This window comes from Lentzea sp. NPDC059081 (assembly GCF_042738015.1).
In the GTDB taxonomy this organism is placed as follows: domain Bacteria; phylum Actinomycetota; class Actinomycetes; order Mycobacteriales; family Pseudonocardiaceae; genus Lentzea.
Genome location: NZ_JBHYGW010000049.1, coordinates 24,712 through 36,472, shown reverse-complemented (window position 1 = coordinate 36,472; position 11,761 = coordinate 24,712). Strand labels below are relative to the sequence as shown.

At 68.5% G+C, this 11,761-nt stretch carries 11 protein-coding genes; 8 read left to right on the top strand and 3 right to left on the bottom strand.

What is annotated here, in order from left to right; genetic code table 11:
• The first annotated feature begins 179 nt into the window (after positions 1–179).
• Complete coding sequence (locus ACFWV3_RS44280; RefSeq protein ID WP_382420109.1) at positions 180–1,388, top strand: amidohydrolase; 1,209 nt, start codon at positions 180–182, stop codon at positions 1,386–1,388.
• Here ACFWV3_RS44280 and ACFWV3_RS44275 read toward each other — a convergent pair.
• Positions 1,385–2,524 (bottom strand): acyl-CoA dehydrogenase family protein, encoded by a 1,140-nt coding sequence (locus ACFWV3_RS44275; RefSeq protein WP_382420107.1) that lies wholly within the window; start codon positions 2,522–2,524, stop codon positions 1,385–1,387. The genes ACFWV3_RS44280 and ACFWV3_RS44275 overlap by 4 nt on opposite strands.
• An 84-nt stretch (positions 2,525–2,608) precedes the next feature.
• Here ACFWV3_RS44275 and ACFWV3_RS44270 point away from each other — a divergent pair, with 84 nt between their 5' ends.
• From ACFWV3_RS44270 to ACFWV3_RS44255, 4 genes are all read left to right on the top strand, one after another.
• Complete coding sequence (locus ACFWV3_RS44270; protein WP_382420105.1) at positions 2,609–3,208, top strand: TetR/AcrR family transcriptional regulator; 600 nt, start codon at positions 2,609–2,611, stop codon at positions 3,206–3,208.
• On the top strand, positions 3,205–4,143 hold the full coding sequence (locus tag ACFWV3_RS44265) for a carbohydrate kinase (RefSeq protein WP_382420103.1): 939 nt from the start codon (positions 3,205–3,207) through the stop codon (positions 4,141–4,143). Before ACFWV3_RS44270 ends, ACFWV3_RS44265 begins: the two co-directional genes overlap by 4 nt.
• Positions 4,144–4,366: 223 nt before the next feature.
• Positions 4,367–5,680 carry a citrate synthase gene (locus tag ACFWV3_RS44260; protein WP_382420101.1) on the top strand — a complete coding sequence of 438 codons (1,314 nt, stop codon included), beginning with the start codon at positions 4,367–4,369 and terminating at the stop codon, positions 5,678–5,680.
• 71 nt (positions 5,681–5,751) lie between these two features.
• Complete coding sequence (locus ACFWV3_RS44255) at positions 5,752–6,996, top strand: cryptochrome/photolyase family protein (RefSeq protein WP_382420099.1); 1,245 nt, start codon at positions 5,752–5,754, stop codon at positions 6,994–6,996.
• Here ACFWV3_RS44255 and ACFWV3_RS44250 read toward each other — a convergent pair.
• Positions 6,986–8,167 carry an ABC transporter permease gene (locus tag ACFWV3_RS44250; RefSeq protein WP_382420097.1) on the bottom strand — a complete coding sequence of 394 codons (1,182 nt, stop codon included), beginning with the start codon at positions 8,165–8,167 and terminating at the stop codon, positions 6,986–6,988. The two genes, ACFWV3_RS44255 and ACFWV3_RS44250, sit on opposite strands and share 11 nt — an antisense overlap.
• Positions 8,164–9,072, bottom strand: a complete 909-nt coding sequence (locus tag ACFWV3_RS44245) for an ABC transporter ATP-binding protein (RefSeq protein WP_382420095.1) — start codon at positions 9,070–9,072, stop codon at positions 8,164–8,166. Before ACFWV3_RS44245 ends, ACFWV3_RS44250 begins: the two co-directional genes overlap by 4 nt.
• 129 nt (positions 9,073–9,201) lie before the next feature.
• Between ACFWV3_RS44245 and ACFWV3_RS44240 the strand changes: the two genes are divergently transcribed.
• Genes ACFWV3_RS44240 through ACFWV3_RS44230 form a run of 3 tightly spaced genes read left to right on the top strand, consistent with a single transcriptional unit; the run spans position 9,202 to position 11,679 of the window.
• Positions 9,202–9,654, top strand: a complete 453-nt coding sequence (locus ACFWV3_RS44240; protein WP_382420113.1) for a YbaB/EbfC family nucleoid-associated protein — start codon at positions 9,202–9,204, stop codon at positions 9,652–9,654.
• Positions 9,655–9,673: 19 nt separating this feature from the next.
• Complete coding sequence (locus ACFWV3_RS44235; RefSeq protein ID WP_382420093.1) at positions 9,674–9,985, top strand: hypothetical protein; 312 nt, start codon at positions 9,674–9,676, stop codon at positions 9,983–9,985.
• Positions 9,982–11,679 carry a WXG100 family type VII secretion target gene (locus ACFWV3_RS44230; protein WP_382420091.1) on the top strand — a complete coding sequence of 566 codons (1,698 nt, stop codon included), beginning with the start codon at positions 9,982–9,984 and terminating at the stop codon, positions 11,677–11,679. The genes ACFWV3_RS44235 and ACFWV3_RS44230 overlap by 4 nt, the downstream gene beginning before the upstream one ends.
• Positions 11,680–11,761 lie beyond the last annotated feature (82 nt).

Sequence of the window (11,761 nt, the reverse complement as noted above, 5' to 3'; positions counted from 1 at the left end):
AAAAGCGTGGCCGTTTGACACCCCCATCTCGTTGCAGCGAGTGCTGTGGTGCGACTCGTGACGGGACCCCACCGCGGGCGCTCTTGGCTCAAAGCTGCTCGGCTTCGCCTTCGCGTGTGCTCGCCTTCGGCTTCGCTTGGGGTGGCCTCTCGTCTGGTTGACCGTTAGCGTTGCTAACCATGGACATCGCGATCACCGGTGGTTATGTCGTGCCCGTGGACGGTTCGCCCGTTTCCGGCGGCACTGTCCTCATTCAGAACGGGAAGATCGTTGCCGTGGGGGCTGATGTGTCGGTTCCTGACGGGGTTTCGGTTGTTGATGCCGGAGGGGCCTGGGTCTTGCCCGGCTTTGTCGAGGCTCATGGGCACATCGGTGTGCATGAGGAGGCTGCTGGGTGGGCTGGGCAGGACACCAACGAGATGACTGATCCTGTCGGGGCTCGGATGCGGGCGTTGGATGCGATCAACCCCGCTGATCTCGGCTTTGCCGATGCGTTGAGCGGTGGGGTGACCACCGCTGTGATCAAGCCTGGGTCCGGTAACCCCATCGGTGGGCAGACTGTTGCCGTCAAGTGTTGGGGGCGGACTGTCGACGAGATGCTCGTGAAGGAGCCCGTCAGCGTGAAGAGCGCGCTGGGGGAGAATCCCAAGCGGGTTTATGGCGAGAAGGGGAAGTTGCCGGCCACTCGGCAGGGTGTCGCTGCTGTCATCCGGGACGAGTTGACCAAGGCGCAGGACTATCTTGCCAAGAAGGCCGAGGCGGAGGCTGATGGGAAGGCCTTCGACCGCAACCCGACGTTGGAGATCCTGGGGAAGGTGCTCTCCGGTGAGTTGGGGTGGTGCCAGCACGCGCACCGGGCCGATGACATCGCCACGGCGATTCGGTTGTCCGAGGAGTTCGGGTACCGGTTGATCCTGAACCACGGGACCGAGGGGCATCTGATCGCGGACGTCATCGCGGAGAAGCGGATTCCGGTGATCATCGGGCCGTTGTTCACGTCGCGGTCCAAAGTGGAGCTGCGGAACCGGGGGCTGCGGAACCCGGGGATTCTGGCGCGGGCCGGGGTGGAGTTGGCGATCACGACGGACCATCCCGTTGTGCCCATTCACTTCCTGGTGCACCAGGCCACGTTGGCGGTGAAAGAAGGATTGGACCGGGAGGTGGCGTTGCAGTCCATCACGACCAACCCGGCTCGGATCATGGGGCTGGACGACCGGGTCGGGTCGTTGAAGCCGGGGCTCGACGGGGACGTGGTGATCTGGTCCGGTGACCCGTTGGACGTCATGAGCCGGGCGTTGCGGGTGTTCGTGCAGGGGCGAGAGGTCTACGCGTTCGATGACGCCAAGGGAGAAGGGGTCGTGGTCGACCCCTTCTACCGCGAGGACTAGCGGAGGCCCCTGCCGATGACGAGGCGCTGGATCTGGTTGGTGCCCTCGAAGATCTGCAGGACTTTGGCCTCGCGCATGTAGCGCTCCACCGGGAAGTCGCGGGTGTAGCCGGCGCCGCCGAGTACCTGGACGGCGTCGGTGGTCACCTTCATGGCCGCGTCGGTGGCGACCAGCTTGGCGATGGAGGCCTGCTGGCGGAACGGGAGGCCCCGGTCGCGGCGGCGGGCTGCCGAGATGTAGGTGGCCCTGGCCGACTCGACTGCTGCTGCCATGTCGGCCAGCAGGAACTCGAGGCCCTGGAACTCGATGATCGGGCGGCCGAACTGGGTGCGGGTCTTGGCGTAGGTGACCGCCTCGTCGAGGGCTGCCTGGGCGAGACCCACCGCGCAGGCGGCGATGCCCAGGCGGCCCGAGTCCAAAGCGGACAGAGCGATCTTGAGGCCGTCGCCCTCCTCGCCGATCAGGCGGTCGGCACCGAAGGTGACGTCGTCGAACTCCAGCTGGGCGGTGATGGAGCCGGTCAGGCCCATCTTGCGCTCCGGGGTGAGGGCGGTGAGGCCCCTGGTCTCGCCGGGGGCGAGGAAGCAGGAGATGCCGCGGCCCGCGTCGGGGGACGTGCGGGCCATCAGGGTGTAGAAGTCGGCGGCGCCGGCGTGGGTGATCCACGCCTTGGTGCCGTTCACGGTGTACTCGGAGCCCTTGCGGACCGCCCTGGTCGACATGGCGGCCGGGTCGGAGCCCGCCTGGACCTCGGAGAGGGCGTAGCCGCCGAGGAGCTCGCCCTCCAGCATCTCGGGGAGCCAGCGGTCCTGCTGCTCGCGGGTGCCGAAGGTGGCCAGGCCGTAGCAGGACATCACGTGGACGCTGAGGCCCACGGCGACCGTCATCCACGCCGAGGCGACCTCTTCGAGGGCCTGGAGGTAGACCTCGTAGGGCTGCTCGCCGCCGCCGAACTCCTCCGGGTACGGGAGGCCGAGCAGGCCCGACCTGCCCAGCAGGCGGAACGCGTCGCGGGGGAACTTCTCGTTCTCCTCGGCGTCGGCCGCGTGGGGCTTGAGCTCGTCCCGCGCGATCTCCTTGACCAGCGCGATCAGGTCCTCGGCCTCTTGCGTGGGGAGCAGCCGCTCGGCGGGCATCGTCGACCTCCGTTGTGTACTGGTAGCTGTACTCTAGTGCGTTGTGCAGTACAGCAGCCAGTGAATGTGGCAGGGTCGTCACCTATGACGCGGGCTCTCACGCAGCGGCAGGCCGAGCTGCTCACCCGGTTGGAGGCCTTGTTCCTCACCGAGGGCTTCGGGCATCTCACGCTCGATGACATCGCGGGCAGGCTGCACTGCTCGAAGTCGACGCTGTACGCGCTCGCCGGCAGCAAGGAGCAGCTGGCCGTGCGGGTGGTCGGGCGGTACTTCAAGGGCGCGGCCGAGCGGATCGAGAAACGCATCGCGGGCCTCAACGACGTGCGCAAACGCATCGGCAGCTACCTCGCGGGGGCCGCGGAGGAGCTGTCGAAGGCGTCGGTGGCGTTCATCGCCGACGTGTCGGACTTCCCGCCCACGCGGGCCACGTACGAGCGCAACGCCCGCGCCGCCGCCGAGCGCATCAAGTCGTTCATCCAGGACGGTGTGGAGCTGCACGTGTTCCGCGAGGTGCACGCGACGCTCTTCGCGGAGATGGCCGGGTTGCTCATCGAGAGCATCCAGACGGGTGTCCTCACGAAACGGGCAGGTGTTTCGGACGCCGAGGCGTTCACCGCCCTGGGTGAACTGTTGTTGGATGGGCTCCAGAGGACGGGCGCTGGGCAGAAGGAGTCGGACGCGTGATCGTGGTTGCTGGTGAGGCGCTGGTCGACATGGTGCCGGTGGGGGACGACGAGCTCACGCCGCTCGCGCCGAAGCTCGGTGGCGGGCCGTACAACGTGGCCGTGGCGCTCGGGCGGCTGGACGTGCCGACGGGTTTCCTGTCGCGGGTGTCGACGGACCACTTCGGCGAGCAGTTGGTCAAGCGGCTGCACGCTTCCGGGGTGAGCACGGATCTGGTCCAACGTGGACAGGAGAACACCACGCTCGCCGTCGTCGGGCTCGCCGAGGACGGGTCCGCGCGCTACGCGTTCTACGTCGAGGGCACGGCCGACCGGCTCGTCGAGGACCCCGGCCCGCTGGCCGCGGACGTCAGGGCCGTCTCGTTCGGCACGCTGTCGTTGGTGCTGGAGCCCGGCGCGTCCGAGTACGAGAAGGTGCTGCGGCGCGAGAGCAAGCGCGCCCTGACCGCCCTCGACCCCAACATCCGGGCAGGGCTCATCGAGGATCCGGGCGCCTACCGCAAGCGGTTCACGTCGTGGCTGCCCGACGTCGGGTTGCTGAAGGTGTCCGTCGAGGACGCGCGGTGGCTCGCCGACTCCGACAGCGCCGACGTGATCGAGATCGCAAGGACGTGGATTTCACAGGGACCGGCCGCCGTCGTGCTGACCAAGGGCGGGGACGGTCTTTCCGTGATCACCGCCACGGACCAGGTCGACGTGCCACCCGTGAAGGTGGACGTGGTCGACACGATCGGGGCGGGCGACACGGTGCAAGGTGCCCTGCTCGCGTGGCTGCACGACCACGACGCGCTCGACGCGGAGAAGGTGCGCGCGCTCTCACGCGAGGAATGGACCGAGGCGTTGACGTACGCCGGTGCGGCCGCCGCGATCACATGTTCCCGTGCGGGTGCCGAACCGCCCTTTGCGAGCGAACTCACCGCCGCGTTGGGTGGATAAAGCGCAGGATCGGACTACCGTGGGGTTGCCGCGCTGGAAACTGGCATTACGGATGTGATGCCGGTCCCATCTCACAGAATCGGTTCACACCGCTGCTGCGGGGCGGGCCTTTCGCCGACTAGCGTGGGTGAACTTGAAGACTCAGATCCCAACGGGGTGGTCCGAGACGACGGCAGGCCGTGCGACCTGCCGCCACCCCGTCCGAGCGTTGAGAGGGACTTGAATGCCCGACGCGACGACTGCGCCGACCGACCCACAGACCGTCGCGCTGCGCCACGGGGGCGGAGAGCTCGAGATGAAGGTGGTGCGGGCGTCCGAAGGCGCGTCCGGCATCGAACTCGGCAAGCTGCTGTCGACCACCGGTCTGGTAACCCTGGACTCCGGTTTCGTCAACACGGCCTCCTGCTCCTCCGAGATCACCTACATCGACGGTGACGCCGGAATCCTGCGTTACCGCGGGTACCCGATCGAGCAGCTGGCCGCGCGTTCGAACTTCGCGGAGGTCTCCTACCTCCTGATCTACGGCGAGCTTCCGACCGCCGCGCAGCTCGAGGACTTCAACAAGAAGATCAGCAGGCACACGCTGCTGCACGAGGACCTCAAGCGCTTCTTCGACGGCTTCCCCCGCGACGCGCACCCGATGCCGGTGCTGTCGTCCGCGGTCTCCGCGCTGTCGACCTTCTACCAGGACTCGCTGTCGCCGTTCGACGCGAACCAGGTGGAGATCTCCACGATCCGCCTGCTGGCCAAGCTCCCGACCATCGCGGCCTACGCGTACAAGAAGTCGGTCGGCCAGCCGTTCCTCTACCCGGACAACTCCCTTGGCCTGGTGGAGAACTTCCTGCGCATGACCTTCGGCTTCCCGGCAGAGGCCTACGACCTCGACCCGGACCTGGTCCGCGCGCTCGACCTGCTGTTCATCCTGCACGCCGACCACGAGCAGAACTGCTCCACGTCGACGGTGCGCCTGGTCGGCTCGTCCGAGGCCAACCTCTTCGCGTCCATCTCCGCGGGCATCAACGCCCTGTTCGGTCCGCTGCACGGCGGCGCGAACAGCGCGGTGCTGGAGATGCTCGAGAAGATCAAGGCCGACGGCGGCGACGTGGCGTCGTTCGTCAACAAGGTCAAGAACAAGGAGGACGGCGTCCGCCTGATGGGCTTCGGCCACCGGGTCTACAAGAACTACGACCCGCGCGCCGCGATCATCAAGAAGACGGCCGACGAGATCCTCAACAAGCTCGGCGCCGACGACCAGCTCCTCGACATCGCCAAGCAGCTCGAGGAGACGGCCCTCGCGGACGACTACTTCATCTCCCGCAAGCTCTACCCGAACGTGGACTTCTACACGGGTCTGATCTACCGGGCGATGGGCTTCCCGACCAAGTTCTTCACCGTGCTGTTCGCGCTCGGCCGGCTCCCCGGCTGGATCGCGCACTGGCGCGAGATGATCAACGACCCGGCCACGAAGATCGGCCGTCCGCGGCAGATCTACACCGGCCCGGTGGAGCGGGACTTCGTCGCGATGGAGAACCGCTAGTCACGCATTGCTTCACCCGAGCGGGGCACGCCTGTCATGCAGGCGTGCCCCGCTCGTCTTAGCTTCGAGCGGTGAGTTCCCAACCCTCGCTCGTCTGGTTCCGCCGTGATCTGCGGACATCCGATCACCCGGCGATTCTCGCTGCCGCGGAAAGGTCGCCCAAGGCGCTCGGACTGTTCGTTCTCGACGACCGGTTGCTGAAACCGTCGGGGCAGCCGCGCATCGATTTCCTGCACCAGTGCCTGCACGCCCTGAACGACGAACTCGGCGGCCGGCTGATGGTCGTCCACGGCGACCCGGTGAAGACCGTGCCGCGCGTCGCGAAGGAGATCGGCGCGGGCAGCGTGCACATCTCCGCGGACTACGCGCCGTACGGGCGCAGGCGGGACGAGGCCGTCGAGGAAGCGTTGGGGGACATCGAGCTCGTCCGTTCCGGCTCGCCCTACGCCGTGGCGCCGGGGCGGGTGCTCAAGGGCGACGGCACGCCGTTCAAGGTCTTCACGCCGTTCCGCAACGCGTGGCTGCACCACGGCTGGCGCAAACCGGCCGACACCGATGCCTCCACTGTGGACTGGATGAAGCCCACCAACAACACGAAGATCCCGAAGGCGAAGGAGAAACTCCCGGACGCGCTGGCGTTGTGGGAGAAGTTCCGCGACGAACGCCTCGAGGACTACGACGACACCCGCGACCGTCCCGACCTGGACGCGACGAGCAGGATGTCGGCGTTCCTGCGGTGGGGTGTCCTGCACCCCCGCACGCTCCTGCAGGACTGCGACGGCACGTACCGCAGCGAGCTCGCGTGGCGCGAGTTCTACGCCGATGTGTTGTGGCACAAGCCGGAGACCGCGCGGGAGAACCTCGACCGCAAGTTCGACCGGATGGTGCACGACGACGACGCGGAGCTGTTCGAGGCCTGGAAGCAGGGCCGCACCGGCTTCCCGATCGTCGACGCGGGCATGCGGCAGCTGCTGCAAGAGGGCTTCATGCACAACCGGGTGCGCATGATCGTCGCGAGCTTCCTCGTCAAGGACCTGCACCTGCCGTGGTGGTGGGGCGCGCGGCACTTCATGGAGCACCTGGTCGACGGCGACTTGGCGTCCAACCAGCACAACTGGCAGTGGGTCGCGGGCTGCGGCACGGACGCGGCGCCGTTCTTCCGGATCTTCAACCCGACGACGCAGCAGAAGAAGTTCGACCCGGACGGCGCGTACGTGCGGAAGTACGCGCCCGACTCGCCGGACATCACGCCGATCGTCGACCACGCGGTCGAACGCCAGGTCGCGCTCGACCGCTACCAGGCCATCAGGTCCTGAGCGCCTCGCGGAGCTTGACGCGGGCGCCGGTCCTCAGCACGGCGTTCGCGTAGACCTTGCCGCCCAGCCAGGTGATCGCCGCGATGGCCGCCAGGGCGAGCACGACCGCGAGCCCCACCTGCCACGCCGGCGCGACGCCCAGCGCCATCCGGCCCGGCATCAGGATCGGGGCGAACGGCGGCAGCAGCGACAGCACCGTGACGGCGGAGCCGGACGGGCTGCCGATCATCAGGTTGATGCCGGCCACGAACGCCACGATGATCGTCATGCTGATCGGCGTCAGCACCGACTGCAGCTCCTCCTGCCGCGACACGAGCGACGCGGCGGCCGCGAACACCGTGGCGTACAGGAAGAACCCGAGCAGGTACCAGAGCACGCCCGTCAGCAACGCGGCCCCGCCGAGCGCGCCGACGTCGACCACGTCGAACGTCGACGAGAGCACGAGACCCACCGACGAGATCACCAGCAGCTGCAGCAGACCGACCGCGCCGAGCCCGATCACCTTGCCCAGCAACAACTGCCACGGGCGGACCGTCGCGAGCAGGATCTCCACGACCCGGCTCGACTTCTCCTCCACGACGCCCTGCGCGACCATCGTGCCGTAGACCAGCAGCGAGTAGTACAGCAGCGCGGCCACGATCAACCCGATCGCGAGGCGCTGACCCCGTTGCGGGTCAACGGGTTCCAGCGCCGTGACGGCCACCCTGGCGTTCGCGAGGCTCTCCGCGACCTCCTGCGGAGTGATGCCGGCCTCCGCGAGCTGCGCGGTCAGCACCTGCTGGCGCAGCACGTCGTTCAGCGCCGTCGTCAGCACCTCGTCGCCGGAGCCCTTGACGATCATCTTCAGCTCCGGCGGAGCACCGGTCACCAGCGCGTCCAGCGCGCCGTCGCGGACCTCCTGCTCGGCGTTGCCCGCGGTCGTCACGTCCCGCGTCTCGACCTCGATGCCGAACGACTTCGCCTTCTCCTTCAACGGGTCCGCGAGCTGCGTCGCCTGCCCGGAGAGACCCACGACGCTGTGCTGCTGGTCGTCGAAGAGGAACGACTGCAGCACCACGTACCCGGCGAGCACGGCGATGATCACCGCGGTGCCGATGAGGAACGACCTGGTGCGCACCTTCGTGACGAACTCGCGCTTCGCCACCAGCGCCACCGCACGGGACGACGTCATGCGCTCCTGCTCTCGGTGGTCACGACGTTGCGGAAGAGCTCGGTCAGCGACGGGCGCTGGCGGGAGAACTCGTGCACGGGACCCGCGGCGAGCGCGGCGTGCAGGACCACCTGGTCGTCGACGCCGTCGGCGAGCTCGAGCACGCAGCGCGTCCCGTTCCTCTCGATCACCCGCACACCGCCCAGCGTGGCAGCCCACTCGGTCGTCGGCGACTCCACGACCAGCCGGGCCACCCCGCTGGAGCGAAGTTCATCCACCGTTCCGCTCGCGACCATCGAGCCCTCGCTCACGATGCCCACCCGGTCGCACAGCCGTTCGACCAGGTCGAGCTGGTGGCTCGAGAACACCACGGGCACGCCCGCCGACGCCTTCTCGCGCAGGACCTGGCTCATCACGTCCACCGCGACCGGGTCGAGGCCCGAGAACGGCTCGTCGAGCACCAGCACGTCCGGCTCGTGCACCAGCGCGGCGGCGAGCTGCACGCGCTGCTGGTTGCCGAGGCTGAGGCGCTGCACCTCGTCCGAGCGGCGGTCGCGCAGCCCGAGGCGCGCGATCCAGTTCTCCGCGCTCGTGTGGGCCTCGTTGGTGCCCATGCCGTGCAGCTCGGCCAGGTAGACGAGCTGGTCGAGCACCTTCATCCGCGGGTAGAGGCCGCGCTCCTCCGGCATGTAGCCGATCCGGCGGCGGGTGTCGAGGTCGACGGCTCTGCCGTTCCACCGCACCTCGCCGGAGTCGGCCGCGAGCACGCCCAGCGCGATGCGCATGGTCGTGGTCTTCCCGGCGCCGTTGCTGCCGACGAACCCGAAGAGCTCTCCCGCGCGCACGTCGAAAGACATGTCCCGCAGGGCCACGACCTCCCCGTAGCGCTTGGAGACCGCGTCGATCTCCAGCACCCCCTCAGGCACGGTGCACCCCTTCGTTAGCCCGGATGGCGGTAATCCGACTCAAAGTATCGATGAGCAGGGAACGGGTGAAACGATACGGGCGTCTACGGCGAATCGAACGAACGACCAATTCACTCAACGGGGGTGACCATGCAGCCCATTGACCCGGACCAGTGGCTCGCGCAGTACGGGGCCAAGATCGAGCAGGCGAAGCAGAACGCTGAGCAGGCACGCGACCAGCTCGGAGGGGTGGGCGGGAGCGCCAGCTCGCCGGACGGCCTGATCACGGTGACGGTTAACGCAACTGGCGTGTTGACCGATCTCCAGATCAAGCCGGAAGCCCGCGGCATGGACCCCAGCGAGATCGCATCGGCAGTGCTCGCGGCCTCGACGAAGGCCCAGCGCGACGCCTCCGGCCGAGTCGTCCAGATCATGACGGACTTCGTCGGTGACAGCCCCGCCCTCGAGTTCGTGAAGGCGCAGATGCCGAACGGATACGCGGGAGACGGAACCGACGAGGAGAAACCGAAGTCGGAGTTGGAGCGCAAGGACACGCGGCCCGACGACGAGTACTTCACCAACCCGCCCGACGTCATGGCCTGAGTGCAGGAGGGGGTAGGCGATGCAGTCATCACACTTCAACATCGATCTCGATGAGCTGAGATCCCACGCCGCGAGCGTGGACCGGCTCATGGAACGGATGCGCAAGGCCACGGAGACGTGCGATCCGGGCGCGCTCACGACCGAGGCCTTCGGCGTCTTCCTCGGGTTCCTGGCCCAGAAGGTCCTCCAGGAGGCCGGTCTGTCGCAGGACGGGCTCGGCAAGGCCGCCAACTCGCTCATGGACATGGGCCAGGGGCTCAAGCAGACCATCGAGCAGTACGAGCAGGTCGACCTCGACAACATGTTCGGCTTCAAGGGAGGCCGGGGATGAACGCCCCCGCTACGCAGTCCAGCGGCCAGGACACCCAGCAGCTGATCAGCAACATCTCGAACACCTACTCCGCCATCGAGCGGGGCGACTGGGTCAACGCGGGCCTCGGCATCGCGAACTCGGCCATGGGCATCGTCGGCATGGCGTCGAACCCGCTGAGCGGCTTCCTCTCCGCCGGCTTCAGCTGGGCCATCCAGCACGTCGACTTCCTGCGCGAGCCGTTCGACGTGCTGCTCGGCAGCCCCGAGTCGATCGCGAAGATGTCGCAGTCGTTCCAGAACGCCGGCAAGCAGGTCCACGAGATCGCCGCCGAGTACCAGAAGATCTGCGTCTCCCAGACCCGCGAGTGGCAGGGCAGGGCGGCCGACGGCTACCGCGCCGCCGCCAAGAAGCACGCGGGCGGCCTCGAGACCCTGGCGAAGTCCGTCGAGGGCATCGCGGGTGCGGTCAAGGGCGCGGGTGAGCTGGTCGGCACCGTCCGCAAGATGATCATGGACCTGATCAGCCAGGCCGTGTCCGACATGGTCATGAAGATCATCCAGTGGCTGGCGGCGTCGTTCCTGACCTTCGGCGCGGCCATCGCGGGCGCGATCGCGGACATCGTCACCACCGCGGTCAACTACGCGAAGAAGCTGGCCGACTTCCTGCAGAAGCTCGTCGGCTCCGTGCAGAAGCTGATGAACCTGATCAAGCAGGTCACCAACATCGCGAAGATCGCCGAGCAGGTCATCGACGCGATCTCCACGATGGCGAACAAGGGCTCCGGCGGCGCGGGCGGCATCGGCCGGCCGACCTCCGGCGGCTTCGACGGCCTGAGCGGCTCCGAGCAGGACCGCGCCCACGGCGGTGCCGGCGGCACGTTCACCAGCGGTGCGAACGGCAACGCCCCCGGCCGCAACACCGGTGGCGACGGCCTGAGCAACGTCCGTCCCGGCTACCAGGGCGGCGACGCGAGCGGCTGGCAGGGCTCGTACGGCCAGGGACCCGGTGTCGGCGCCGGTCCGTCCGTCCGGCCGATCTACACGCCTCCCGGCTCCTCCCAGGGCGGCGCCGGTGGTGGCGCGGGCGGCGGTGCCGGTGGCGGCCAGGTCGGCTCGCCCTACACCCCGCCCGGCTCCGGAGCGGGTGGCGGTGCCGGAACGGGCACCGGTCCCGGCCGGTGGGTCCCCGGTCACTGGGAGCCCGACACGACGACGGCGGCCGGTGGCAACGTCCCCAAGCCCCCGTCGATCGGCACCATGCCGACGACCGGCGGCAACTCCGACTGGTACCGCCCGACGACGACCGACCACGCCGCGACGGCGGCTTCGGCCGGTGGCGGCGGTGGTGGTGGCGGAGGCGGCGGCATCCCCAAGGGCATGAGCGGCGGCGGCGGCGGAATGCCGGCCGGTCTCGGCGGTGGTCCTGCCGGTGGCGGTGGCGCCGGTGGTACCGCGGCGACGCAGTTCGGCGGCGCGGCCGGTGTCATGTCGCAGGGTGCCGCGGGCGGTGCGGCCGCGGGTGCGGCTGCCGCCGGTGGTGCTCCGCGCGGTCCCGGTGGTGCGGCCGGCGGCATGATGGGCGGCATGCCCATGGGTGGCGCCGGTGCCGGCGGTCAGCAGGGCGGCGACGGCGAGCACAAGCGGAAGGTGCGGATCGAGGGCGACGCGCTGGTCGACCCGCCCAAGGCCGCGAAGCCGGTCATCGGCGAGTGATCCTCTGCTGACGTTCTTGCGCTGAGAACGGGGCGTCCCGCACGGGGCGCCCCGTTTCTCGTGTCGCCGTGTTCTTCGCGTC